Annotated in this window: 24 protein-coding genes and 2 pseudogenes; 13 read left to right on the forward strand and 13 right to left on the reverse strand. The window is 38.6% G+C overall.

Annotated features, from left to right (window positions below; genetic code table 11):
- Positions 1–176 precede the first annotated feature (176 nt).
- Genes ehuC through ehuA form a run of 3 tightly spaced genes read left to right on the forward strand, consistent with a single transcriptional unit; the run spans position 177 to position 2328 of the window.
- Entirely contained in the window at positions 177–839 is a 663-nt protein-coding gene (ehuC, locus tag GMJ66_RS10485) for an ectoine/hydroxyectoine ABC transporter permease subunit EhuC (RefSeq protein ID WP_231514903.1), read from the forward strand.
- Positions 836–1555: an ectoine/hydroxyectoine ABC transporter permease subunit EhuD gene (ehuD, locus tag GMJ66_RS10490; protein ID WP_156290271.1), complete on the forward strand. Its 720-nt coding sequence runs from the start codon at positions 836–838 to the stop codon at positions 1553–1555. The genes ehuC and ehuD overlap by 4 nt, the downstream gene beginning before the upstream one ends.
- On the forward strand, positions 1555–2328 hold the full coding sequence (ehuA, locus tag GMJ66_RS10495; protein ID WP_156290272.1) for an ectoine/hydroxyectoine ABC transporter ATP-binding protein EhuA: 774 nt from the start codon (positions 1555–1557) through the stop codon (positions 2326–2328). Before ehuD ends, ehuA begins: the two co-directional genes overlap by 1 nt.
- Before the next feature lie 332 nt (positions 2329–2660).
- On the opposite strand, the gene murB is transcribed toward ehuA, so the two are convergent.
- The 4 genes from murB to GMJ66_RS10515 form a co-directional block, all read right to left on the reverse strand.
- On the reverse strand, positions 2661–3581 hold the full coding sequence (gene murB / locus GMJ66_RS10500; protein WP_156290273.1) for a UDP-N-acetylmuramate dehydrogenase: 921 nt from the start codon (positions 3579–3581) through the stop codon (positions 2661–2663).
- A gap of 257 nt (positions 3582–3838) precedes the next feature.
- Positions 3839–4654: an alpha/beta fold hydrolase gene (locus GMJ66_RS10505; protein WP_156290274.1), complete on the reverse strand. Its 816-nt coding sequence runs from the start codon at positions 4652–4654 to the stop codon at positions 3839–3841.
- A 12-nt stretch (positions 4655–4666) separates the two neighbouring features.
- The gene (locus tag GMJ66_RS10510) at positions 4667–5050 is read right to left on the reverse strand and encodes a YbaN family protein (protein WP_156290275.1); all 384 of its coding nucleotides are present in this window, start codon (positions 5048–5050) and stop codon (positions 4667–4669) included.
- A gap of 99 nt (positions 5051–5149) precedes the next feature.
- A complete protein-coding gene (locus GMJ66_RS10515; protein ID WP_156290276.1) occupies positions 5150–5950 on the reverse strand; it encodes a histidinol-phosphatase HisJ family protein in 801 nt (266 codons plus the stop codon).
- 240 nt (positions 5951–6190) lie between these two features.
- Here GMJ66_RS10515 and hisZ point away from each other — a divergent pair, with 240 nt between their 5' ends.
- The 8 genes from hisZ (at position 6191) to hisIE (ending at position 13469) form a co-directional block, all read left to right on the forward strand.
- Positions 6191–7432: an ATP phosphoribosyltransferase regulatory subunit gene (gene hisZ, locus GMJ66_RS10520; RefSeq protein WP_156290277.1), complete on the forward strand. Its 1242-nt coding sequence runs from the start codon at positions 6191–6193 to the stop codon at positions 7430–7432.
- Positions 7433–8059, forward strand: a complete 627-nt coding sequence (hisG, locus tag GMJ66_RS10525) for an ATP phosphoribosyltransferase (RefSeq protein WP_156290278.1) — start codon at positions 7433–7435, stop codon at positions 8057–8059. It begins immediately after the preceding gene.
- A gap of 6 nt (positions 8060–8065) precedes the next feature.
- Positions 8066–9355: a histidinol dehydrogenase gene (gene hisD, locus GMJ66_RS10530; protein WP_156290279.1), complete on the forward strand. Its 1290-nt coding sequence runs from the start codon at positions 8066–8068 to the stop codon at positions 9353–9355.
- Positions 9348–9932 (forward strand): imidazoleglycerol-phosphate dehydratase HisB, encoded by a 585-nt coding sequence (hisB, locus tag GMJ66_RS10535; protein ID WP_156290280.1) that lies wholly within the window; start codon positions 9348–9350, stop codon positions 9930–9932. The genes hisD and hisB overlap by 8 nt, the downstream gene beginning before the upstream one ends.
- An 818-nt stretch (positions 9933–10750) precedes the next feature.
- Positions 10751–11359, forward strand: coding sequence for an imidazole glycerol phosphate synthase subunit HisH (hisH, locus tag GMJ66_RS10540; protein WP_156290281.1), 609 nt, complete (start codon positions 10751–10753; stop codon positions 11357–11359).
- Entirely contained in the window at positions 11356–12078 is a 723-nt protein-coding gene (gene hisA / locus GMJ66_RS10545) for a 1-(5-phosphoribosyl)-5-[(5-phosphoribosylamino)methylideneamino]imidazole-4-carboxamide isomerase (RefSeq protein ID WP_156290282.1), read from the forward strand. Before hisH ends, hisA begins: the two co-directional genes overlap by 4 nt.
- Positions 12068–12826: an imidazole glycerol phosphate synthase subunit HisF gene (gene hisF / locus GMJ66_RS10550; protein ID WP_156290283.1), complete on the forward strand. Its 759-nt coding sequence runs from the start codon at positions 12068–12070 to the stop codon at positions 12824–12826. Before hisA ends, hisF begins: the two co-directional genes overlap by 11 nt.
- A 4-nt stretch (positions 12827–12830) precedes the next feature.
- Positions 12831–13469 carry a bifunctional phosphoribosyl-AMP cyclohydrolase/phosphoribosyl-ATP diphosphatase HisIE gene (gene hisIE / locus GMJ66_RS10555; RefSeq protein ID WP_156290284.1) on the forward strand — a complete coding sequence of 213 codons (639 nt, stop codon included), beginning with the start codon at positions 12831–12833 and terminating at the stop codon, positions 13467–13469.
- 420 nt (positions 13470–13889) lie between these two features.
- Here the strand turns inward: hisIE and GMJ66_RS10560 are convergent, their stop codons facing one another.
- The 4 genes and pseudogenes from GMJ66_RS10560 to fni form a co-directional block, all read right to left on the reverse strand.
- Complete coding sequence (locus GMJ66_RS10560; protein ID WP_156290285.1) at positions 13890–14609, reverse strand: SurA N-terminal domain-containing protein; 720 nt, start codon at positions 14607–14609, stop codon at positions 13890–13892.
- A 670-nt stretch (positions 14610–15279) separates the two neighbouring features.
- A pseudogene (locus GMJ66_RS10565) lies at positions 15280–15581 on the reverse strand (ABC transporter substrate-binding protein); the annotation flags it as partial.
- A 6-nt stretch (positions 15582–15587) separates the two neighbouring features.
- Positions 15588–16307, reverse strand: coding sequence for a DsbA family oxidoreductase (locus GMJ66_RS10570; protein WP_156290286.1), 720 nt, complete (start codon positions 16305–16307; stop codon positions 15588–15590).
- 678 nt (positions 16308–16985) lie between these two features.
- On the reverse strand, positions 16986–18035 hold the full coding sequence (fni, locus tag GMJ66_RS10575; RefSeq protein ID WP_156290287.1) for a type 2 isopentenyl-diphosphate Delta-isomerase: 1050 nt from the start codon (positions 18033–18035) through the stop codon (positions 16986–16988).
- 592 nt (positions 18036–18627) lie between these two features.
- On the opposite strand from fni, the gene GMJ66_RS10580 reads away from it, so the two are divergent.
- A complete protein-coding gene (locus tag GMJ66_RS10580) occupies positions 18628–19167 on the forward strand; it encodes an HD domain-containing protein (protein ID WP_197046662.1) in 540 nt (179 codons plus the stop codon).
- 143 nt (positions 19168–19310) lie between these two features.
- On the opposite strand, the gene GMJ66_RS10585 is transcribed toward GMJ66_RS10580, so the two are convergent.
- From GMJ66_RS10585 to GMJ66_RS10600, 4 genes are all read right to left on the reverse strand, one after another.
- Entirely contained in the window at positions 19311–20135 is an 825-nt protein-coding gene (locus GMJ66_RS10585; RefSeq protein ID WP_156290289.1) for an aldo/keto reductase, read from the reverse strand.
- A 502-nt stretch (positions 20136–20637) separates the two neighbouring features.
- Positions 20638–21150, reverse strand: a complete 513-nt coding sequence (locus GMJ66_RS10590) for a hypothetical protein (RefSeq protein ID WP_156290290.1) — start codon at positions 21148–21150, stop codon at positions 20638–20640.
- A 453-nt stretch (positions 21151–21603) separates the two neighbouring features.
- Complete coding sequence (locus GMJ66_RS10595; protein ID WP_156290291.1) at positions 21604–22446, reverse strand: sulfurtransferase; 843 nt, start codon at positions 22444–22446, stop codon at positions 21604–21606.
- A gap of 3 nt (positions 22447–22449) precedes the next feature.
- Positions 22450–22947 carry a GNAT family N-acetyltransferase gene (locus GMJ66_RS10600; RefSeq protein WP_156290292.1) on the reverse strand — a complete coding sequence of 166 codons (498 nt, stop codon included), beginning with the start codon at positions 22945–22947 and terminating at the stop codon, positions 22450–22452.
- Positions 22948–23075: 128 nt separating this feature from the next.
- Here GMJ66_RS10600 and pepT point away from each other — a divergent pair.
- Positions 23076–24307, forward strand: a pseudogene (gene pepT, locus GMJ66_RS10605) (peptidase T).
- A 29-nt stretch (positions 24308–24336) separates the two neighbouring features.
- On the opposite strand, the gene GMJ66_RS10610 reads toward pepT, so the two are convergent.
- A complete protein-coding gene (locus GMJ66_RS10610; protein ID WP_156290293.1) occupies positions 24337–25536 on the reverse strand; it encodes an MFS transporter in 1200 nt (399 codons plus the stop codon).
- Between the last annotated feature and the right edge of the window lie 160 nt (positions 25537–25696).

Genomic DNA, 25696 nt, shown 5'->3' on the forward strand with positions numbered 1-25696 from the left:
TATAAAAGTAAAAAAGCATGACTCCATAGGGTCCGGTTCCCTCACCCAGGGGCCTGACCCTATGTTTTTTCCTTAAGCGATTCCTCGGAAAATTACAAATAAATTTTGGGGCTAACTTCCATTTCCTCCTATTTGAACGTTTTAAATATATATACAAACACAAAGGAGTGATTACGATTAACGCAATACTAGATATTTTCCCGCAATTAATGAGGGGGCTTGGCGTTACTGTTACTGTATTGCTGGCATCAGCTGTCCTAGCCTATTTAATGGCCTTTATCGCTGGGCTTTGTCGTCTCTCGCAAAATGTTATTATCCGAAAATTTACCGGTTTTTATGTAGAAGTATTCCGCGGAACTTCTTTAATTGTCCAGTTATTCTGGCTATATTATGCGATTCCGATGCTTTTTGGCATCCAATTAGGATCGAATTGGTGGACAGGTGTTATTGCTATCGGCTTGAATTACGGAGCATACCTATCTGAAGTTGTACGCGGCTCTATTCTTTCCGTTGCAAAGGGACAAACCGAAGCAGCTGTCGCATTAAATATGTCCCGTTTTCAACGAATGCGCCTCATTATTTTCCCGCAGGCCGTTCGTATGATGCTTCCTGAATTTGGAAACTATACAATCCAGATGTTAAAGGGAACCTCTCTCGTTTCCTTAATTGGTATGACAGACGTCCTTTACTATGGTGACATTATGCGAAGTACAAATCTTGCACAAGCACCACTTATTTATTTATTAGTACTCGTCTTCTACTTTATCCTTGCATTACCGTTAATTTGGTTAACAAGAAAAGGAGAGAGTATTTCTAAGAAAGGGGTGGCTAGCGGATGAGCAGTACTTACTGGAGCTGGGAAAGATTCTTTGACGCCCTACCTTTCGTATTACAAGGTCTTGGTATGACCGTGGGCTTAACCATAACTTGTTATCTTTTCGCTTTACTATTTGGTTTTGTTTGGACGTTCTTAAGAAGGATACCAAATAAAGCCTTTCACTGGATTGTGACATGGGTAATGGAATTTATCCGTTCTACCCCGCCACTTGTCCAATTATTCTTTATTTATTATGCATGGCCAATGATTCCAGGAATTGGTGTTACTCTCGGTCCATTTACAAGTGCGGTATTGGGACTAGGTATTCACTTTAGTACGTACATTGGCGAAATCTATCGTTCCGGCATTGAAAGTGTGGACAAGGGACAATTGGAAGCATCGAAAGCCTTAAACTTCTCCACCTTTGATAAATGGAGGAAAATTATTTTACCACAAGCACTGCCACCTACCATTCCGATGCTAGGAAACTACTTTATTATCATGTTTAAAGAAGTTCCCCTTGCATCAACAATCGGTGTTGCAGGCATCCTGCTAATGGCTAATACGTATGGGGCACAGAACTGGGCTTATCTAGAGCCATTAACAATAGTTGGTATGATTTTCTTAGCCCTAAGTTATCCATCTGCAGTTCTTATTAAAAAACTGGAAGTAAAAATGAACACTCGTTTTGATAAAAAAGCGACGGTCGAAAAAGCGAAAAAAGGAGCAGTGATGTAATGACCGAACCAATTGTACAATACCGAGACGTCCATAAATCATTCGGTGATGTTAAGGTTTTAAAAGGAATTAACTTAGACATTCACCCGGCTGAAAAAATTGCAGTCATTGGTCCGAGTGGATCGGGTAAAACTACGATTATTCGTATGCTGATGACACTAGAAGAACCAACATCTGGTGATATTATCGTTGATGGTACGAATCTATGGAAGATGGAGAAAAGCGGAAAAATGGTAAGAGCGAGTGAAAAACATTTACGTGAAGTTCGCGGTGACATCGGAATGGTGTTTCAGCATTTCAACCTCTTCCCTCATATGACAATTTTAGATAATTGTATGGCTGCACCAATCCATGTTAAGAAAGAAAATAAAGAGGAAGTGCGTGAGCGAGCTGTTCAAATGCTTGAACGCGTTGGACTTGGTGACAAATTTGATAGCTATCCCAGCCAACTTTCCGGTGGGCAAAAACAGCGTGTCGCAATGGCACGCGCACTCGTAATGCGCCCTAAAATCATGTTGTTTGATGAAGTAACATCTGCACTTGACCCTGAGTTAGTTGGTGAGGTATTGGAAGTGATTCGTGATATCGCAAAGAACGATGATATGGCGATGGTGCTTGTGACACACGAAATGGATTTTGCCCTTGATATTGCGGATAAAGTGCTTTTCCTTGATGAAGGTGTCATTACCGAGCAAGGTACAGCAAGTGAAGTCATAGAGCATTCGACAAATGAACGACTGCAAACCTTCCTGCATCGATTCAGGAAAGTATAGAATACAATTTTTAATGCTAAATCGCAGTTTATTAAAGCTGATGTCAAAAATAATACGCTTTTAGAATACCGCCTTTTATAAAGGTTAGTTCATATAACTGAAAGAGGATCGTCTAACTCAGAGACAATCCTCTTTTTAAAGGATTAAGAAAGTATAAATTTGCGCTTTGATGTCTAGCTCCATCGCCCAGCGACTAGCGGACTTCCCTCACCTCCGTACGTCGCTAAACGGGCGCTTGCGCTTTTCTTATAATGGTATGAAATGTGAATTTCCTGGCCATCCAGGGATTCTTTTAGATAGAGGGGAATACCTAAACGAAACTCTAATATTATTTATCTTAAATCCTCACCTATAATTCTTACTTCCCTTTCCAATGTTACGTCAAATTTTTCCTTCACCGTTTTTTGAACAAAGTGGATTAAATCGATGTATTCATTTGCAGTTGCATTATCTATATTAACAATAAAGCCGGCATGTTTTAAGGATACCTGTGCACCACCAATTTGTTTACCTTGCAGATTACTATCCTGAATTAACTTCCCTGCAAAATATCCTGGAGGACGCTTAAATACACTTCCGCATGACGGGTATTCTAAAGGCTGCTTGGATTCACGGCGTAAAGTCAGGTCATCCATTAACGCTTTAATTTCCTCGTAGTTTCCATTTTTCAAGGAAAATTCTGCTTCCAGAACAATGTACCCCTTATCCGGGATATTACTCTTCCTATAAGCCAAGTCCAATTCATTGGCTGCAAGTGTCAGAAGTTCCCCTTCCCTTGTCACTACTACTGCACTCGTTAATACATCTTTAATTTCTCCACCATAGGCACCGGCGTTCATGTATAATGCCCCACCTACAGACCCAGGAATACCACATGCAAATTCAAGTCCGGTAAGACGCTCCTTTAAAGCCTCTCTGGAAACATCGATAATTCTTGCCCCGCTTTGTGCAACAATCATATTTTCATCAGTTTTGATTTCATTTAACTTCTGTAAATTTAATACAATTCCACGGATCCCACCGTCTTTGACAATTAAATTGGATCCATTGCCCAGTAAAGTAAAGGACGTATTTTCTTTATTTGCCAGTTTGACAATTCCTTGTACTTCCTCATACGTATCAGGAGTCACATAGAAATCTGCTTCCCCACCTAATTTGGTATACGTATGATTTCTTAACTGCTCATTCACCTTCACATTTTCTTCGGCTGTAATCTCTGTTAATTTATCATAAAGATGATGATTTATTTTCAATGAAATCATTCCTTTTATTTTTTTGCCTCTTACCATTTCAAATATATGTTTAAAACATATAAAGTGAATCTTCAATCAATGGGGGGGTTATCCCCACTGATTGTTAGATGAACGAATCAGGTGTTTACTGGCTGTCCGCCCCCACTTATCATTTAAAGTATCTCGAATTCTTGAAGTGGGGGGCTTACAGCCAGTTAATCACGTGATAAAAAACCACCAAAGAACATGGTGATTTTTAATCCTTTTTCTATTGTAAGTTATTGCAGCTCTTCATGCCACAAAAAAGAATGAATCATCTTATCTACTTGTATGCTTTCATGCATTCCACTGTGACCTAATTCATTATCTTGAATAATGACTTCCCGAAGCTGATTTTCCGAAACCATTTTCCGAATCGCTTTGACACTTTCAGTAAATGCAACAGTATCTCCAGCGCTTCCAATATTTAGAACCTCTATATTTCCAGGTATTTTTCCCTGATGAAGCATCTGAAATGCAGGGGAGTCTGGTTTTAAGTCTGTTGCTGCAGGGTCATGGTGAATACGGAAATATTCTGTGCTGTATATACCATCAAACGGGCTTCCAATGGCAACAAATCGGTCAACATTGGGATAATCATCGGACCTATAATCCATCATGTATTTCATAGAAATAATTCCTCCCATGGAATGACCAACCAAGTTTACCGTCTCTACCCCATATTTTGCTTTGAAATGCTGCAATACAGATGCCAGCCATTCTGCACTATCAGCAAAACTTGCACGGTTATTTTGCAAAATAACTTGAACAAACGTTTGTTTAGCTGGGTCAAATTTCACTGGATGATCAACGACTCTTCCCCTGGAGGAAACGTAATAAACCAAGCCTTTTTTCCCCCACCCATTTTCTTCAAATCGATCGAGCATCGTATGAAAAGAATTGGTTGTTCCTTTATAACCATGGACAAATACGGTTGGAATACCGTATAGTTTTTCTGAATTTGCTCTGTTTGGTACATATATATAAGCAATGGTACCGAAGATAAAGACAATAAACAGAATAATACTTATGATATGCTTTAGTTTATGTTTCAAATGCGTTCCCTCTCAATTAACATTCTGCTGCAACGTTTTTTGTTTGATAATAAACCAAGTAAAATAAGATGCAATCAGCAATAGTAAAATTTTAATGATAACGAGTGGTACAACAAAGATAACGGTAAATAACATAGATACCCATAGTAACGTAACACCAATAACCTTTGCTTTTAATGGAATGCCATTTCCATCACGGTAATTTAAAATATACAGTCCAAAACGTTTATTGGTGATTAACCAATGATATAAACGATTCGAGCTTCGGATATAGCAAGCCGCCGCTAATAGCAACAAAGGTGTTGTTGGCAATAAGGGCAGGAATATTCCTAATACACCTAAGCCTAATGAAAGTGAACCAGCGACGATTAAGAATAATTTTTTTATTGATTTCACAGGGAAACACCTACTATATAAATATATTTACCCCTTTCATTATAACACCCGTAAAACCTTAAACCCTTTAAGAATGGGACAATTTTATGAAATTCCTACCTATCTTTTTATCTGATTAATGGAATGAAAAATCGGTTTCCCGTCCTCGTAGCTTGCTATATAGTTAAAACCAATGGTCTCAAGAAGGTCCAATGATTCTTTAAATTTATACGCAAGGGTCGTCTCCACATGGGAATCAGAGCCAAGTGTGATGATTTCACCACCACATTCCTTATACAAAGATAAGATATCAGTACTTGGCATTCCGCCTCCCAATCCATACCTGTAACCCGACGTATTTAATTCTATACCCTTACCAGCCGGAATGATTTCAGTAAAAATTTCCCGAACGATTTCATGAAAGTCGTTGGAGCTTTTTTCTTCTGTATACCTTTTTACTAAGTCAATATGTCCTAAAATACTAAATCCTTTAAAGCGTTTCACACATTCTAGTAATTCCTCATAATATATTTGATATGCCTTATCAACGATTTTATCTTTGAAGAAATTTCCTGAATGAAGGTCCTTTTGCTCTGTTGAATGCATCGAACAAATGACAAAATCAAAGGTTTCTTCGTTCATTAATTTTTCATACCGGTCCAACAAACGTGGTTCCACACCAATCTCTACGCCTTTCTTTATACGGATTTGGTTGCGATACACTTCCTGGATTTCTTTTACCTTCTTATCATAAGCAGGTAAATCAAATTCAAATATCCAGTCTTGATCGGGATAATCATAATCAATATGATCTGTAAAACAAATTTCCTCCAATCCGATGTCGATGGCTTTTTCAACGGTTTTTTCCATCTTTGTCTCACAGTCTGCCGAAAAATCACTATGTATATGATAATCAAACATCTTAAAACGCTCCCCATGAATTGACTTTTATCTTTTTCTTCTTTATAATACTATATAACTTTAATTAGATAAAGTGATAAAGCAATAAAGTTTTCAAGAAATATTTACTCAATACAAATCATACCAAAAATCAGCAATATTCTTTATACTTATACCTAAAAAAAGTATAATTTTCTTATTATTACATAAACCGAAGAACTACATTTTCCAAAAGCATTAAAAAAAGAAGGAGAATTCTTCATGCAGAGATATGTTATGGATAACAACAAAAATACGAATGTGCAAGACTTTCAAATAAGGGACGATCTTATCTCCACGTTAAAAAACCGTTTCACCACTTATGGCTATAAACAGGTTCGGACTTCTACATTTGAATCCTATGATATGTATTCCAACCTTATCGGTACAGTCAACAAAGATGAAATGATCAAAGTAATTGATACATCGGGAAAGGTTTTAGTTCTTCGACCTGATGTAACGATCCCGTTAAATAGAATGACCACATTGAATGGCTTAAACACCGATAACCAGCGGCTTTTCTATGTACTGGACGTTTTCCGTCAGTCCCCTGAACAGATGGATCAGAAGGAAAGCACCCAGGCAGGTGTGGAATGTTTTGGTGATCATTCAGCTGAAACCGATTCGGAAATTATTATGATGGCCATCCATACGTTAAAGGATATAGGATTCCGTAATTTCAAACTGGAAATTGGCCATGCGGGTTTTTTCAAGGAACTCATTCAGCAAACCAAGTTAACCGAACAGGAATTAGACGCCCTGCAGTCACTCATCCAATCGAAAAACTTAGCTGAAATGGGGCCGTTTCTCACTCAGCTTGATATTGAAGAGGACGTACGAACGGCAATTCAATCCATACCAATGATGTATGGAAATCCTGAACATGTTATTGAACAGGCAAAATCTATTATTCGTAATGATTCCATGGAAGCAATCCTCCAAAATCTGATTGAAATTAATGAACTGTTAAAAGCATACGGTGCTGAAAACTCCGTCCTGTTTAACCTCGGTCTTATTAATAATATGAATTACTACTCTGGAGTTATTTTCCAAGGGTTTGTGGACAGTATTGGAAAGCCGGTGGTAATGGGCGGACGATATGATAATCTTGGCGAACAGTTCGACCATTCTATACCGGCGATTGGTTTTGCTTTTGAAGTCGATTTATTAATTCATGCTATGCAGCAGCAAGGTCTAACTAATACACAGCCATTAACAGCAGATATAATTATTCGTTACCCAAAAGAAAAGCAAACCGATGCACTGCGTTCTGCATATTTTCTTCGTGATCATGGCTATCAAGTCCTTACCTACTCCGTGGAAAAAACGGAAGAAGTGAACGTGGAGGGTAAAAATATTGCTGACTTTTCAGTGAGCCATAATACTTTGTATAAACAGAATATGAAGGAAACCTTCTCGAAACCGGAAGAGCTTTTATCGCTGTTAAAGAAGGAGGAGAAATAATTGCAACCCATCACACTTGCATTAGCGAAAGGAAGACCGGCAAAGAGCACGATTGAATTATTGGAGAAAACAGGTGAACATTTTATTGATTTACATGAAGATAGCAGAAAGCTCGTTTTTTATAATAAGGACAAATCCATTAAAGTGATTTTTGTCAAAGCACTCGATGTTCCTACCTATGTAGAAAAAGGAGCAGCAGATATCGGAATCGTCGGCAAGGATAACATTATGGAATCCCAGGCAGATGTATATGAGCTGCTTGATTTAAAGATAGGAAAATGTAAGTTTTCTGTTGCGGGAAAACCCGATCATCCAATTAAAAATAACCAAAAACTAACGATTGCAACCAAATATCCCAATGTTGCCAAAAAACATTTTCTGAAAAAAGGACAGCCAATCGAAACGGTAAAATTAAATGGTTCTGTAGAATTAGCACCGATTATTGGACTTTCCGACTATATTGTAGACATCGTCGAAACCGGCAGTACACTGAAAGAAAATGGGTTAGTCGTACTAGAGGATATCGAAAAAATAAGTACGAGATTAATTGTGAACAAAGCTAGTTTTGCTACCAAAGCAGCAGAGGTTCAACAGTTCATCAATCAACTAAAATTAGCCATGGAGTGATATGAGATGAAAATAATAACATCCGAGCAATTTTTCGCCGAGAAAAAAGTTCCCTCCTCCTCCAGCCAGTTAAATGAGGAACAGATCGACCGTTCGGTACTGGAAATTATTAAGCAAGTAAAACAAAACAAGGATGCTGCTTTGTTCCGCTATACTGAGCAGTTCGATGGAGCAGAACTTGACAGCCTTCTTGTTTCCGAGTCGGAATTTAATCAGGCGCGAGGAAAAGTCGATCATGAATTTATTGATGCAATCAAGGAAGCAAAAGAAAATATAAAAGAGTTTCACCAGGCTCAAAAAGAACAGTCATGGCTGATGGAAAAGGATAATGGAATCTTATTAGGTCAAAAGGTGACTCCGCTTGAAAAAGTAGGTGTGTATATTCCTGGCGGGAAAGCAGCATACCCTTCCTCTATATTAATGGATGTGATACCGGCACAAATCGCAGGTGTAGAAAAGATTGTAATCACCACTCCACCTCAAGCGGATGGAACAATCAATCCATATGTTCTAGTAACTGCAGAGGAAATTGGTATTCGTACGATTTACAAAGTAGGGGGCGCTCAAGCGGTCGCTTCACTAGCTTATGGTACGGAATCCATAGAAAAAGTAGATAAAATTGTTGGACCTGGAAACGCCTTTGTGGCAAGAGCAAAGAAATGGGTATACGGAGATGTAGCGATCGACATGATTGCAGGTCCAAGTGAAATCTGTGTCGTTGCAGATGAAACGGCCCCTGCTAGTTATATTGCAGCAGATTTGCTTTCCCAAGCAGAACATGATGAATCAGCAAGTGCCATCTGTGTCACAACAAATAAACAATTAGCTGAACAAATAAAAGCCGAAGTGGAAGAACAAACGGCACAGCTGGAGCGAAAAGCAATCATAGAACAGTCCATTGAACAAAATGGAAGAATCATTCTTGCTCAAGACGAACAAGATGCTTTCGCAGTTGTAAATGAGATTGCACCAGAACACTTACAGTTAATGGTAAACAATCCAATGGAAAGTGTTCAGCTGGTAAAACATGCAGGTGCTATTTTCTTAGGGAACTATTCCCCTGAACCACTTGGTGACTACTTTGCTGGACCGAACCATACGCTTCCAACCAGTGGTACAGCAAGATTTGCTTCACCACTAGGAGTTTATGATTTTGTGAAAAAGTCGAGCATCATTCATTATTCTAAAGATGCCCTTACGAAAGCAACCGATAAAATCACAAAAATTGCAAACACAGAAGGACTAACTGCGCACGCAAATTCTATTTCAATAAGGAAGGACAATCGAAATGCGTAATGCAAAAATTTCCCGAAAAACAAGTGAAACGGCCATCGATTTAGATTTCACAATAGATGGAACAGGCAATTCTTCCATCCATACTGGTGTTGGATTTTTAGACCATATGCTTACACTTATGACCAAACACGGTTTATTTGAATTAAATGTAACATGTGACGGGGATTTAGAAGTCGATCAGCACCACTCAGTAGAGGACATTGGGATTGCCTTAGGACAAGCATTCCTAGAGGCTTTAGGAAATAAAGAAGGAATTACACGTTATGCTACGGTAACGACACCGATGGATGAAGCCCTATCCACGGTATCCCTAGATATTAGCGGACGTCCTTACTTTGTTTATCATGTAGAAGGATTAAAAGATAAAGTGGGCAACTTTGACACAGAACTGGTGGAAGAATTTTTCCAAGCATTTGTAAGCAATGCAAAAGTGACACTGCATATTAACCTAGCTTATGGAACAAACTCTCATCACATCATTGAATCTATTTTCAAAGGGTTTGGCCGCTGTCTGGACCAGGCAACATTGAAGAACCCGCGTATACAAGGTGTTCCATCAACAAAGGGATCACTATAGAAACAGCTCTTTTCGTAAGTTTTGTAGCTTTTTAATGCAAGCAGTTGATATAAACTCCTGACTAATGAAAATTCCTATCGTGATGATCTCGCTTGTTCTAATGATGTATAGCGTGCATGCATTCGCTCCGGCAGAATACTTGTGGTTCGTGGGCACGACCTCAGCCTCCTCGCGGAAAAACCACCGCTGCTCAGGTCTGGAACGTGCTATTCCCACAGGACAAATCGGCTTTTATTTTCGAGGAGGCTCCGTATTCTGCCTACGCTAGTACTGGTTTTATGATTGAAGTATAGCTATAACCTATAAAAAGCACGTTTTATAAGCTTCTTTTCACCTGAAGAGAGACCTTACATTACTAATTAATAAGATACGCACTCAACCAGATTGTTTTCTGGTCGTAAAAATTCTAGTTACCTGCAGAACAGCGGTACATCTCAAAAAGGAAGATAGCTTTGTGTATTAGAGAAAAAATGTTCTTTCTTCTAATCAAACATCGATTAGTAACACTCGGGAATAAAGTTGAATAGCTCACAATAGCGGAGGAAATACACGGAGACTCCTGCGGGAAAAGCGGCCAAAGTGAGACCCCTAAAGTCGCTTTAGCTCGAGGGAGGATCACGGGTCACCCTAAGGGGCGCGTAGTGTATTTCCTTAGCGACAAATTAAGCTCCAATATCATTTGAAGTTAGTTCGCAGTTTATATCAAATATGGAACAATATTTTCTGTAAAAGCAACAAATCTTTTCGGTGAATGAGTAATCACAGTTCCAATATTTTTGAAAACAACCGTAAAAATTACTCGGAAAGGAGCATACATGATGATTGCAATTATAGATTACGATGCTGGGAATATTAAAAGTTTACAATTCGCATTAGATAAATTAAAAATCGAATCTGTTTTAACCAAAGATCTTCAAACCATTAGAGAGGCAAAAGCCATTATCCTTCCTGGTGTTGGTGCCTTTAAAGATGCGATGGACTCCCTCAATAAATTGGGTATGACCGAAGTACTGCGGGAAGAGGCCGCCAATGGAAAACCGCTTTTAGGAATATGCCTCGGTATGCAATTATTTTATGAAACGAGTTATGAGGATGGGGAATGGCAAGGGATTGGACTATTAAAAGGAAGCGTCAATCGTATTCCAGATATGGTAAAAGTACCTCATATGGGCTGGAACACACTACAGAAACATAAGGAAAGTCCGCTTTTCGATAAGATTTCTGATGATTCATATGTTTATTTTGTCCACTCCTATGCAATTGGTGGATCTTATGATTCGGATACACTTGTAGCTAGTTCCGAATATGGTACGACCATTCCTGCCATTGTCCAAAAAGGGAATGTAACAGGGATGCAGTTCCATCCGGAAAAAAGTGGTGAAGTTGGACTGCAGTTATTAAAAAATTACGGGGAGCTGATTTCATGATCCTTTTTCCAGCAATCGATATACGCGGTGGAAAATGCGTTCGCCTTACTCAAGGTGATTATAATAAAGAAAAAGTTTACAGTGATGCACCAGCAAATATGGCAAAAGAATGGCAGGAAAAAGGCGCTGAATTCTTACATATCGTTGACTTAGATGGTGCCAAAACGGGCGATTCTACTAATCAAGCTGCTATTCAGGCAATTGCGGAGCAGACGGAAATACCTGTTCAAGTTGGTGGAGGAATCCGTTCATTGTCAGTGATTGAAACCTATGTCACTTCAGGCGTTGATCGAGTGATTATTGGAACGGCTGCTATTCATGATAAAGAATTTTTAAGGAACGCTGTATCCATGTATGGTTCCAAGATTGCCGTTTCCATTGATGCAAGAAATGGCTATGTAGCTACTGATGGTTGGACAAAGGACAGCACGGTGAAAGCAACAGACCTTGTAGAAGAACTGGAAGCTATCGGTATTGAGACAATCATTTATACGGATATTTTAAAAGATGGAATGCTTAAAGGACCGAACTTTGAAGAATTAAAAACCATCAACGAAGCTACAGCAATGAATGTCATTGCCTCTGGTGGAGTTTCTTCAAAAGCAGATATTCAAAAATTAAAATCTCTTCGTATGTATGGTGCCATTATCGGTAAGGCACTTTACGACGGTACATTAAAATTTGAAGAGGTATTGGAGGTTGATGACAATGCTCGCTAAACGAATCATCCCCTGCCTTGATGTGGATAAAGGTCGCGTGGTAAAAGGGAGAAAATTTCAAAACATTCAGGATGTTGCAGACCCAGTTGACCTGGCCAAGCGCTATAATGATGCGGGAGCCGATGAATTGGTATTTTATGATATTACTGCCTCCAATGAAGAGAGAAATATCTTCCTGGATGTAGTGGAACAAGTTGCTCGGGAGATATCCATTCCCTTTTCCGTTGGCGGCGGCATTCGCTCCATCGATGACATCAATAGTGTCCTTCGTTCTGGAGCCGAGAAGGTTTCTGTAAACAGTGCAGCAGTCAATAATCCTGATTTAATTAAAGAGGCCGCCTTAAAATTTGGAAGTCAGTGTATAGTTCTTTCCATTGATGCAAAAGAAACATCTACAGGAAGATGGGAAGTTTTTATAAATGGTGGACGTAAAAACACTGGAATCGATGCAATGGATTGGGCTAAACGAGGCGAGCAGCTTGGTGCTGGTGAAATTGTTATCAATGCCATCGATACAGACGGTGAGAAAAATGGGTACAACTTAGAATTAACGAAAGCAATTGCTGATGCCGTGAATATTCCAGTTGTTGCCAGTGGTGGTGCTGGAGCATTAGAACACTTTTCAACGGTATTAAAAGAAGCGAATGCAGACGCAGCATTAGCTGCATCGGTATTTCATTATGGAGAAATTCCGATTCCAGAATTAAAAGCCTTTTTAGTAGAAGAGGACATCATCGTAAGGAGGTAGACAAATGGATATTAACATAGAGAACTTAAAGTTTGATGATAATGGATTAATCCCGGCCATCGTCCAGGATGCAGATAGTGGCAAAGTTTTAACTTTAGCTTATATGAATCAGGATTCGTTGCGAAAGACATTAGAAACGAATGAAACATGGTTCTTCTCACGCAGCAGACAAGAGCTGTGGAACAAGGGCGAAACGTCAGGAAATAAACAGCAAATCAATAAGATCAGTTATGACTGTGATGCAGATGCGCTCCTAGTACAGGTAACACCACTTGGCCCTGCATGTCATACTGGTAAAGAAACGTGCTTCCACAATACCTTATATACAAAGGATGAGCCTTCACAGGAAATTATCTCTCAAGTCGTGGCAAAGATTACAGAACGACGTGAAAACCCTATTGAGGGATCGTACACCAACTATTTGTTCAATGAAGGCTTGGATAAGATTTTGAAAAAGGTCGGGGAAGAAACGACTGAAGTAATCATTGGTGCGAAAAATAATGATAAGACAGAGCTAACAAATGAAATTGCTGATTTGACTTATCACACCCTAGTGCTCATGGAATTGTTAGGCGTATCTGTGACAGACATTAAAGAAGAATTAAAGAATCGCCATGTAGTAAAAGATAAGAAAAATAAATAGAAAGGAGCATCTCTCATTTACTTGGGAGATGCTCTTTCATTTAGACTATCTTATTCTAAAAGGTTCATTCGGTAACGGAGATATCACGCTTTGTTGATTACCGCTCTACGTAGTCATTTTCTGTAACGACCAGAAAAGGTACCAACCATCATCTCAAACATCTCGCAATGGGAAGAGGTTAGAAAAGATTATCCAAATAAATGGGGTAGTTTTCGAAGCTATTGATGCACATGTGAAGATATGTAAATTATCGGCTTCTTTGAAGGAGGGTAATAATATATTGTATGGAAAAAGAGCTTGAAAATTCAAGCTCCTTTCCGAGTAAACTGTGTATTGAGATTTATTTTGAATTAACCAGTTTTCTTATAAGATTTTTATTTTGCAACTCATAAACAAACCGTTCATTTATTAATATAACTTTTAAATTAAAGTCTCCACTTCCGCCTCTTCTCTCAACTCATTAATCCGAGCTTGCAGCTGTTCACTTTGTTTTTGCTCCTGAAGTAGTGATTTAATATCCTGTTCTACCTCCTCGAACTCACCGATTTCTCCATTTTGTTCTTTTAACTGATTGTAATATTCTTCTACTTCTTTATCTGTGACTTCAACATCTAATTCCTGTTCCATATATTTCGCAGTAAGTAAATCATCAATCAACTGATTTTTAAAGCCTTCTTCATCCATTTGATATTGATCTAATATGGTAGCGAATTGATCTCCTGTTTCGGCTTTAATTGTTTCTAATTCTTCATTTGCCTCTTCTTCCGTCACTTCAATGCCCTTTTTTTCGGCTTCCTGGTTAATAAGCTCTTGTTCCACTAAAATGGAAATAGCCTGCTCTTTTAACAAATCTGTATCACTTACATCTTGTCCATATTGATGCATCATTGTTTTAATTTGCGTGTATATTTGGTTATATTTCGCACCTTCTACCTCTTGTCCATTTACACTAACAACCGAAGTTTCTTCATCAACGCGTTCTTCGTCAGTGATTTCTAATGGTTCTTGCTCTGGTTGCTCTTGTTCCTGTACTTGATCTGTTCCTGTCTCCTGGGCATCTTCTTGCCCGTCATCAGCATTACAAGCTGCTAACACTAATACTAGGCTTATCATGATTGTATAAAAAATAGATTTCTTCATTTCATTCCCTCACTTCTATAGAATGTAGTCTGACTTCATTCAAACATACATAAGGGTCGTATTTCAAGTTTAGAAAAAGGATGTATTTTTTGAATGGGTACTAACATAATAACGATGGGAGAGGAATTTTACATTTTTCTAATAAAATGATTACAGGAATAAGGCGTAGAAATGTGTTTCGTCCTTGAGTGTGTGCTATCCCTTGATTCCTCTTCGCTTAAATAAGCGTTAGCCTTCTTTTGACAAAGACAGCTTTCAATAAAGTGAATCTTCAATCAGTGGTTTTTTTTCCATCCTCCACTGATTGTTAGATGAACGAATCAGGAGTATACTGGCTGTTGGTCCCCATGCCTTCATCCCGTTATTTCAGCTTTTATCTCATTAATTCAGCATTCGTTCCAAGAATTCAGCTTTCATTCCAGTAATTCAGCTTTCATCTCATTAATTCAGCTTTCATCTCATTAATTCAGCTTTCATTCCATTATTTCAGCCTTCATCTCGTTAATTCAGCTTTCATTTCATTAATTCAGCTTTCATCCGATAATTCTGTCACACTTATAATTCATGAGACATCTCGAATTCTTCTCGTTAAGGGTCTTACAGCCAGCTAATTACATGATAAAAAGAAGGGAAGCCTACCTATTGCAGACTTCCCTTCTTTTTTATCTATTTACTCTATCGTTGCATCAATTTCATTTACCATTTCTGCTACAGAACAAGACCTCCACCTGATAAGTACCAGTAATCAGGGGGAAGATAGTAAATTCTATCATTTTGATATGCTTGTGTATTTTCTACTAATTGATTTTCTACAAGTTGCTGAGCGGAAGATTCTCCTCCAACAACAGCTCCTCTATCAATCACATATAATAATTCAGGATCTTGCTCCATTACATATTCAAATGAAACATTCATTCCATGTGTAGAAGCCTCAATCGACTTATCTACCGGAACCACACCAAAAACAACATGTTTTTATTAATCCTTAATTTCGCAACCTTCATCAGTACAATAAGATGTCTCTGATTTAGCTGGGTTTAAGGTTTGTATAGCTGGCTTTTCATTTTCTTCTTCCCATACTTTTTCAAGGACCTCAGAAAATACTTCTTCCGGCTGTGCGCCTGATACAGCGTATTTTTCATTGAATACAAAGAATGGAACACCCTGTACCCCTATTTGATGGGCTACGTTTAAATCCTCACGAACATCTTTCGCATAGCGATTCGTTTCAAGTACTTCTCTAACTTCCTGTTCATCCAGCCCAAGCTCTCCAGCAAGGGAAACAAGTGTGTCATAATCACTCATCAGCTTCGATTCCGTAAAATAAGCGTAAAGGAAACGTTCTGTTATTTCTTTACCCTTTCCTTTTTCTTCCGCATATTTTGCCACTCGGTGCGCATCGAATGTGTTGGCATACTTCATCGAATCAAAATGATATGTTAATCCGACTGATTCAGCCTGTTTGGCAACTTGACCATTCATTGCTTTTACTTGATCTAATGGCATTCCTTTTAATTCAGAAAAGGTTTCATAAAAATCCTTCCCTGGAATGTGTTTTGCATTTGGGTCCAATTGATAACTTTTATATTCAATTGCTATTCGGTCATTATGTTCGAATTTTTCCATTGCATGCTCTAATCTTCTTTTTCCAATGTAACAAAAAGGGCAAACAAAATCTGACCAGATTTCAATTTTCATTACATACACCACCTTTACTTAAAACATTGTAGCATAGCACTATCTCATTTAAGAAACTATGTGCTTACAGAGGATATTCAAAACTTCCTGTAAATCCAACTTAAAAATTACTTCTACATTATTATAAGCAAAACTGACCAAAGTTTACGCATAAAATTGGGTTGTTTTCTAACATATTATTCCTATTGCTGGAAAGTTTTATTTCACATTTGATATAAAAATGTGCAGCAGCTTTTAAAATGATGGTGGAATATTACCGCTACGGAAATACACTACGCTTTCCGCGGGTGACCCGGGAGCCTCCTCGCGCTAAGCACTAAGGGGTCTCACTTTGGCCACTTTTCCCGAGGAGTCTCCGTGTATTTCCTTCGCTAGTTAGTGCTATTATCGTCCCAACATTGAATAGGCTAAATAAATTCTTAACATAGTTAACCACTATTTTACTGGTTGATTGGGGAGCGGTGGAAAGTCGACTCCTGTGGGAAAAGCAACTGCTGAAGACCCCACAGTGAGAGTTCTTTGCGAACGAGGAGGCTGAAGCGTTGCCCTAAGGTACACGACTGCCCGGAGCGGAAATTAACAGAGTGGTACCTTATGTCGCATTTTATAGAAATTCAGAACCACTAAACTATACAAAAAAGCCTAAAATGAAAAAGCAGCTAAAGCTTATAGCTTTAACTACTCATCTAACAGGGACCTTCCCATAATTCTTACTCGTTTTGTATTTTTAAGTTCTTCTAAATTTTTGACTCCGATACCGAACATCGTCATTTTTAATTCCAATTCAATTTGATCCATCGTAGTAATGACAGCTTCCGTCGATTCCGTTGCAGCCTGCAGTAGATGACGAGCGAAACCAATGATATCTGCACCAATCGTTATCGCCTTGGCAGCGTCAACTCCCGTTTTCATCCCACCACTTGATACAAGCGGAACTTCCGGTAGTTTGCTACGGACTGATACAATACAATCCTTTGTTGGAATTCCCCAATTATTAAATGCTTCAGCTGCCGCCTTTTTTAATGCATCCCTTGAACGCAGCTTCTCCACTTGGCTCCAGGAAGTTCCTCCAGCACCGGCTACATCAATATAAGAAACCCCTGCATTGTACAGTTTTTGGGCAACGGTGCCATCAATACCAAAGCCAACTTCTTTCGCTCCTACTGGCACATTTACCGTTTTGCAAAGTTGTTCAATTTTCGGCAGCAGATTTGAAAAATTCAAATCCCCTTCATCCTGAACCGCTTCCTGCAAACTGTTAAAATGGAGAACAATGGAATCAGCGTTAGTTAAATCGACAATACGCTGTGCCTCCTCCGCACCATATCCATAATTCAGCTGTACCACACCTAGATTTACAATTAATGGGACAGTAGGTGCATACTCCTTAATGAGAAAGGATTCTTTATGTGCCTCACTTTCCAGCATTGCTCTAGTAGAGCCCAATGCCATAATCCAGCCTTTTTCCTCTGCCGCTTCCGCCAGATTCTGATTAATGGTAGTCGCTAATTCCGAACCACCCGTCATGGAACTGACTAAAAATGGTGCTTTTAATTCTCTGCCTAGAAAACTCGTATTTATTTGTATATCATCAAAATTAATCTCCGGCAATGCATTATGTATAAAATCAATTCCTTCGAGTCCTGTAGATTTATTAACCCCTTCTACATTCCCCGTCAGACAAAGACGAATATGTTCCGTTTTCCTCTGGTTAATGCCTTTATCCATGCTGAGGTACCTCCACTAATAAAAATAGTTGTTGGTACTAGTTTACCCATTTCCTTATAAAAATGAAAGGAAAAGCGCATTAATAAGAAATGGTTCTGATTTCTCCTTTTGAAGGAAATTTTCAAAAGGTATAACCTGTTCAAAATATAGTTTGCTTTCTAAAAGAAAAAAACTGTGACGTAACATACCGCTCCGGAAATACACTTCGCTTTCCGCGGGCGGCTGGTGATCCTCCTCGTGCTGTCTTCTTTAGGGGTCTCACCGATGCCTCTTTTCCCGCAAGAGTCTCCGTGTATTTCCTCCGCTAGTTTTGCACCATTCTTATTCCTATCACTATTTTTGCTATCCCCACGGTTGGTGAGTGCAGTCGACTACTAAAGTTAAGGGAAAGCGATGAGCCCTGCAGTTAGCAGTTTTTTGCTCCCAAAGAGATTCAAGCGTCTCCCTAAAGCGCGCGACCTGCCCGGAGCGAAAATCAACGTACGCTTATGTTGGATTTCAGATTAACTGCGAACAAAACTTGCGATACGAGTCAAAATATAAAATGCTATAGTTAGTATCATAAGATACAAAAACCAAAGGAGAGATAGAAGTGATCGAAAAAGCAAAAAAATTCGCTGCAAAGGCTCATGAAGGCCAAACACGTAAAAATTCCGATGATCCATACATCACTCACCCTATTCGCGTTGCCGAGCGGTTACAGGCTGAAGGATTTAGTGAGAAACTAATATGTGCTGGATTCCTTCATGATGTAGTAGAAGATACTCCTTTTGATTTAGAAGATATTAAAAGAGAATTCGGATCAGAAGTAGCCCGACTTGTGGCCGCCCATACAGAAGAGAAATCGAGATCATGGCAGGAGAGAAAACAGCATACCATCGATACTATTAAGGATGGCGATAAAGAAATTAAGTACCTGATTGTAGCTGATAAATTAGATAATTTACTGGGGGTAGAGATCGATCTAAAAGAACAAGGAGATACCATTTGGAAAAATTTCAATGCAGGATTTAAAAAACAAAAATGGTATAACGAATCGATTGCGAAATATATGTATACCGGCTTAAAGGAGGATGAAATTCCAAACTATTTTCGCGAGTTTGAAGAAGCTGTAAAACGTGTATTTGGTTAAGCATTTCATTGTTACGATTCAATGGCTTTTATATACGATTACTATAATTGAAAATTGGCTTTATCCATTCTGTTCGAGGAGACGATACACTTCATCTTTCAGCAACAATAATATACCAGACGCTAAAACGCCTGGTATATTTCTTATCTTTTATTAAATTCACTCGGTAGGCTACCTACTCGATAATTACGGTCCAGCTCCGCTATTTTATTCATATCTGTTTCACTCAGTTCAAAATCAAACACATGGAAATTTTCTTCGATCCGAGATGGTGTTACAGATTTCGGTATCACCACAACATCTGTTTGTAAGTGCCAGCGAAGAATGATTTGTGCTGATGTTTTCCCATATTGTTCAGCAAGACGATTGATCACATTATCCTGCAAAATGTCACGACCATTCATGAGCGGACTATATGCTTCCAACTTGATATCATGACTTTCACAAAATACTTTCAGTTCTTTTTGCTGTAAATATGGATGGTATTCCACTTGGTTAACAACTGGAACCACCTCACACTCTTTTAATATACGCTCTAAATGCTCGATATCAAAATTACAAACACCAATCGCTTTAACACGCCCATCTTTATATAGCTTTTCTAATGCTTGATAGGTCTCCACATATTGATTATATTTAGGAGTCGGCCAATGAACCAAATACAAATCAACATAGTCGAGGCCTAATCTTTCCAAACTTGCATCAAATGCTTTTAGTGTATTGTCATAGCCATGATCACTGTTCCAAACCTTCGTTGTGATAAATAGTTCTTCCCTTGGAATATCACTGTCAGCAATCGCCTTTCCTACACCAACTTCATTCCCGTAAATCATTGCTGTATCAATGGAACGATATCCGGTTTCAAGCGCTTTTTCTACTGCAGGAGCAGCCTCATCATCCGGTACTTTCCAAACTCCAAATCCTAATTGTGGCATCTTTAATCCGTTGTTTAAGGTAACATAATTCATTTGAAATGCTTCCTTTCCTATGAGATACCTTTAGTTTATCAAAGTTTATTCTTTTCCTAAAATAGAACGTGAAAAATAATTCAGCCTCCTCGCTTGCAAAGAACGCTCACTGCAGGGTCTTCAAGCAGCCCGTTTTCCCGCAGGAGTCGACTACCCTCCGCTCCAATCAACCATTATGAACAGGTTAACAATAAATTAATGGATATGTTTTAGCGCACTATACTAGCGGAGGAAATACACGGAGACTCCTACGGGAACAGTGACCGGAGTGAGACCCTAAAGACGCGACAGCACGAGGAGGCTCACGGGTTGCCCTAAGGTGCGCGACTGCCCGTAGCGGAAATCAACAGCGCACTTACTTAGTTAGGAGTTTATATCAAATGCGAAATAAAATATTTCTGTAAAAACAACAAATCTTTCGGTAGGACGAGTAACTGTAGTCCTAGTCTATTTGCAAGAGGACAAAAAATAAGACCATTTCCTTCGCAGAAACAGTCTTATATCACCCATCATTCCATATAATTTCACCGCATTTTTCCTTGTAATTGATTTTCACATCAAAATAATGCTTTTTATAAAAATACTCCAACCGCTCAAAATGATCTGCATCACGTTCGGCAATATCTCCGGTAATATACTGAATATTTTCGTCACGTGCTACATCTTTTAAATGTTTCATTAATACGGACCCATAACCTTGATTATTTTCACCTTTAATATCGGCAATGTGCAAGGTATGCGCATCCTTATATTCCGCTTGTATCGCCGAATCCCATTTACCACGAAACGGTTTCGTACAGTCATGCAGCATTAGCTGGAACAAATCCTTTTCTCTATCCGCATAAATCACAACCCAATTATCATCTTTTGCTTGATCAATACTAATGATTTCGGAGTCTTTTGCAACCTCTTTGATGTTGTTTTGCATACGGAATAGCTGGATTTCCAGGGTGTCCAATTCTTCTTTTAATTCACTTTTGCTTTTTTCTCTTTCCAAAAAAGCAGAATATACCATAGCAATCACCCTTCATTACATTATGCATGAACACACAGTTTGCTATTGTACTAGATAATTCAGGGGTGTTCAAGAGTATATCAACAATTCCCTTATAAAAGATTTTATAATTACCAAACTGAAGATATAGGAATCTTTCATTACTTCGCAGTTTATAGATATAGGAACAAAAACGACAAATCATTTCAAACGGATGAGTAACTGCAATCCCAAGTCTTTTAGAATACAGCCTTTAGAAAAACTCGCATTCGCTCGTCCTTTAGCGAATGGGTAGTTTTTCTTATACTTAGGACGTTAAAATTTTAGCTACGTCGAAAAACTTCTTTGCTAAAATTTTATACTTTCCTAACGTGTGAAAATAAAAAAATCCGAACTAATTCATATTCTAACTAATAGAATCTTGAATCACAGTTCGGATTTTTCTTTAACTAAAACACTTTGGTTCGATTTCCATTAATTTTCGTCTAGCTCAATCTCATTTTCCTCATATGAAATCCAGTCACTAAAGCTTCCTGGATACAATTTAATATTTTTATAGCCGAGTGATTTAAGTGCTAAGATATTCGGGCAAGCGGAAACACCTGAACCACAGGAAACAATAATCTCTTCATCTTTTGACAGAGCGGAAAAGTGCTCCGACAGTTGCTCTTCGTTTTTCCAAGTCCCATCCTCATTGAGGACATCTTTCCAGAAGTAATTCACAGCCCCCGGTATATGTCCTGCTTTCCTGTACAATGGTTCCTTATTGCCTAAATATCTGTCCCTTTCCCGGGAATCAATTAAAATGGCTGTTTTGCTGTTCATTTTTTCTTTCACTTCTTTCATATCCACTGTTTCATTTTCCCGAATATTTGGCTCAAATGATTTCTTGACTAAAGTGGGAATTTCATCCGTTACAAGGTTACCTTGCTCCACCCAGTTCTTATACCCACCTTCTAAAATATAGACAAGTTCATGTCCTACATGCTGCAGTAACCACCAAAGTCTTGCTGCAAACATATCATTTTCCTGGTCATAAATGACAACGGTTGTCTCATGATCAATCCCTATATTACCGATTTTTGCAGCAAACATGTCCATATCAGGCAATGGATGACTCCCTCTATGTTTTTCTGTTTTCCCGGATAAATCCCGATTTAAATCTATGTAAACAGCGCCTGGGAGATGGTCTTTTAGATACATTTTCCTTCCTGCATCTGGATCCGTCAGTACAAAGCGAACATCCACAATGACCAAATTAGTTGACTCCTCTTCCAATCTTTCCTTTAATTCGTCTATACGCATAATGTGTGACATCATTTATCCCTCCAGTAGTTTTCCCATGTAGTATTCATCTACAAATCTATTGTCCATATAAAGAGAATGCTTTTTTACACCCTCAATGATAAATCCAGCTTTTTCATATAAGTTTATGCCAGCGTTATTTTCCGTTATGACCGTTAATTCAAGGCGATGTAACTTTCCCTTCGCCCATTTTTCCAATTCGCGAAACAAGGAGCTGCCAATCCCTTTACCTCTATATGCCTCTATAACACCAATCACTATATGGGCGCAATGCTTCGTCTTGTTGGTACTGCCACCTATGGCAAATAGGTAACCAACGATGTGACCATCCTGTATGGTAACAAAAATGTTGGAATTATGTTTGTTAACAAGATGATGAATCATTTGAAGCTGCTTTTCTGTGGAGATGTCCCTTTCTCCAGATTCGTACAGCATAAAGGGACTCTCCCGTTCTACTTGTTTCACTACCTTTGCTAAGTCGGCGGCATCATCTAACACAGCTTGTCTTATCACATCAACGACTCCCCTCTTTTATCATTTATACTATTCGACAAAAGTGGCCTCCTATCCTTCCATCCCTATTTCGAATCCCGTTATACTTTGTGATAAGATACAAGTAAATGAATAAAGGAGCAATGACGATGAAAGACGAACTGATTAAACGGTTTACTACATATGTAAAAATGGATACGCAATCCGATGAAGATTCCAGCACAACCCCTTCCACTCCAGGACAATTAGAGCTTGCTAAAGTCCTTGCTGCAGAGTTAAAGGAAATTGGAATGGAAGATGTGCAAATAGATGAAAATGGCTATCTCATGGCTACCCTCCCTTCCAACACAGAGAAAGAAATTCCCACCATCGGATTTTTGGCCCATTTAGATACGGCAACAGATTTTACAGGGAAAAACGTGAACCCGCAAATCGTGGATAACTTTGATGGAAATGACCTAACCTTAAATGAAGAATTAAACGTTGTATTATCAGCAAAAGAGTTTCCAGAGCTTCCGAGCTATAAAGGGCATACATTAATTACTACCGACGGAACTACCCTTTTAGGTGCTGACAACAAAGCCGGTATTGCAGAGATTATGACTGCGATGAATTATTTAATAAATCATCCGGAAATGAAACATGGACGAATTCGTGTTGCATTCACTCCAGATGAAGAAATTGGTAAAGGGCCACATAAGTTTGATGTGGAAAGATTTGATGCCGCTTTTGCTTACACGATTGACGGTGGACCTTTAGGTGAACTGCAATTTGAGAGCTTTAATGCCGCAGCAGCAAAAATCACGTTCAAAGGAAATAATGTTCACCCAGGAACAGCGAAGAATAAAATGGTAAACTCCGGGAAGCTGGCTGTAGAATTTATCAATAAATTTCCTGAAAAAGAAGCACCTGAACATACTGAAGGCTATGAGGATTCTATCATTTAATTTCACTACATGGCGATGTAGAAAAAACACAAGTGTATTATATTATCCGAGATCATGACCGTAGTAAATTTGAAGATCGTAAAGAATTAGTTGAACGGTTTGTCAATGAGATCAAGGAGAAATACGGTAAAGATAGTGTTTTATTCAATCTAAATGATCAATATTACAATATGCGTGATCGAATTGAACCGGTAAAGGAAATTGTTGAACTGGCCAAACAAGCAATGGAAAACTTGGACATCGAACCAGTGATTGAACCTATTCGAGGTGGAACAGACGGTTCTCAGCTATCGTACATGGGACTGCCAACACCAAATATCTTTACAGGCGGAGAAAACTTCCATGGAAAATACGAATACATTTCTGTAGACAACATGGAAAAGGCTGCCAATGTAATCGTTGAAATTTGCAGGATTTTTGAGGAAGAAAATTAATTCGGAGTGCGAGCCGAAAGTCAGATTCATCATGCCTGAATCTGGCTTTTTCCTTTTAGCCGAATGAAGAATGATGCAGTTAAACCTATCCCAAGCAATAAGGCAAGTACTTCTATTGTTATCATAAAACTTCCCCATTCCATTATCCTTAGAGCAATGATTGGCCCAAGCGTTGCTCCGATAAATAAAATAAAAGTGTAGAAGGAAGAAGCGATGGCACGGTATTTCCCTCCCAATTTTCCAACCAGCAGCATAATAGATGGAAATGTAATAGAAATACCAGCTACATAACAAATACTCATGATAATAAGCAGTACAAGATTCGAAGTAAAGCCAAGTACAACTAATCCGATAACACTAATTGTCAGCCCCAGCTTTAGAATACGAAGCACCCCATATCGCTTAATCAATAATCCTGCAACCGGTGATAAAAACATACCAATAATCCCCAATGCTCTTATCCCCAGTATTTGCTCATCAGACAGAAGAAACGGTGCTCTGCCTAAGTAATCCCCAATTACTGAATACATCCCAATAAACGTTAATAACAGCATCATAGTAATTACATAACATAAAACTAGATTCTTCTCTGTAAAGATTTCTTTTATCCTTAAAAGATATTCCTTTACATTCGTTTTGCTTTTCTCTCCTTTACCCGGCAAAACGATGAAAACTGCAACCATACTGGCAAAATATAAACATCCAAAAAACAGAAATACAGCGTTCCAGTCAAAGGATTGATAAATGGAATCGGAGGCAACTTGACCAAAGATTCCAGAAGCCACAAACCCAAAACTAATAAACCCGATTGCTGTAGCTACCTTATCTTTAGGAAACACCTCAAAAACATAGGCTAACGCAGACGGGGCAAATGTTGCAGCAAAAAAGCCCTGTAATCCACGCAAAAAAACTAACGCATAGAAATTAGCAGCAAAGCCAATAAGGATGGTTATTACAGTTAGTACAATCAATCCGAAGACAATCATTTGTTTACGACCATATCGGTCAGATAACGGTCCAAAAAGTAAAAATCCGATTCCGTAACATATCGAAAAGATACTTGAAGTCCATGCCGCCATACTCTGATTTACTTGAAACGCAGATGAAAATACGCCCATTAAAGGGGTTGCCACGTACACACTGGATACGACAAACAATGCACAACAAAACAGTAGGAACGTAATCAAGGAATACTTCTTTTGTCCAAGCTGAACGGCCGACTCTCCCATTTTCATATCCCCCTTTTTTCCTAATAAAGAATATGAAAAAAATATGTTCAATGTTCTATAAAGCATGCATCCCGATTTTGAAAGCAATAGGATTAACGTTCATATCTTTCTAAAAACCACCTATTGTTGAAGTGAACCATCTATGAGAAAATGATTAAAT

Source organism: Oceanobacillus salinisoli (assembly GCF_009733865.1).
Classification (GTDB): Bacteria; Bacillota; Bacilli; order Bacillales; family Amphibacillaceae; genus Oceanobacillus; species Oceanobacillus salinisoli.

What these genes read in the sequence shown, in the direction of transcription:
- ehuD (WP_156290271.1), top strand. Translation starts at nt 836, where the DNA reads ATGAGCAGTACTTACTGGAGCTGGGAAAGATTCTTTGACGCCCTACCT.
- ehuA (WP_156290272.1), top strand. Translation starts at nt 1,555, where the DNA reads ATGACCGAACCAATTGTACAATACCGAGACGTCCATAAATCATTCGGT.
- GMJ66_RS10515 (WP_156290276.1), bottom strand. Translation starts at nt 5,950, where the DNA reads ATGTTTGATTATCATATACATAGTGATTTTTCGGCAGACTGTGAGACA.
- hisZ (WP_156290277.1), top strand. Translation starts at nt 6,191, where the DNA reads ATGCAGAGATATGTTATGGATAACAACAAAAATACGAATGTGCAAGAC.
- hisD (WP_156290279.1), top strand. Translation starts at nt 8,066, where the DNA reads ATGAAAATAATAACATCCGAGCAATTTTTCGCCGAGAAAAAAGTTCCC.
- hisB (WP_156290280.1), top strand. Translation starts at nt 9,348, where the DNA reads ATGCGTAATGCAAAAATTTCCCGAAAAACAAGTGAAACGGCCATCGAT.
- hisH (WP_156290281.1), top strand. Translation starts at nt 10,751, where the DNA reads ATGATTGCAATTATAGATTACGATGCTGGGAATATTAAAAGTTTACAA.
- hisA (WP_156290282.1), top strand. Translation starts at nt 11,356, where the DNA reads ATGATCCTTTTTCCAGCAATCGATATACGCGGTGGAAAATGCGTTCGC.
- hisF (WP_156290283.1), top strand. Translation starts at nt 12,068, where the DNA reads ATGCTCGCTAAACGAATCATCCCCTGCCTTGATGTGGATAAAGGTCGC.
- hisIE (WP_156290284.1), top strand. Translation starts at nt 12,831, where the DNA reads ATGGATATTAACATAGAGAACTTAAAGTTTGATGATAATGGATTAATC.
- GMJ66_RS10560 (WP_156290285.1), bottom strand. Translation starts at nt 14,609, where the DNA reads ATGAAGAAATCTATTTTTTATACAATCATGATAAGCCTAGTATTAGTG.
- GMJ66_RS10570 (WP_156290286.1), bottom strand. Translation starts at nt 16,307, where the DNA reads ATGAAAATTGAAATCTGGTCAGATTTTGTTTGCCCTTTTTGTTACATT.
- fni (WP_156290287.1), bottom strand. Translation starts at nt 18,035, where the DNA reads ATGGATAAAGGCATTAACCAGAGGAAAACGGAACATATTCGTCTTTGT.
- GMJ66_RS10585 (WP_156290289.1), bottom strand. Translation starts at nt 20,135, where the DNA reads ATGAATTATGTTACCTTAAACAACGGATTAAAGATGCCACAATTAGGA.
- GMJ66_RS10590 (WP_156290290.1), bottom strand. Translation starts at nt 21,150, where the DNA reads ATGGTATATTCTGCTTTTTTGGAAAGAGAAAAAAGCAAAAGTGAATTA.
- GMJ66_RS10595 (WP_156290291.1), bottom strand. Translation starts at nt 22,446, where the DNA reads ATGTCACACATTATGCGTATAGACGAATTAAAGGAAAGATTGGAAGAG.
- GMJ66_RS10610 (WP_156290293.1), bottom strand. Translation starts at nt 25,536, where the DNA reads ATGGGAGAGTCGGCCGTTCAGCTTGGACAAAAGAAGTATTCCTTGATT.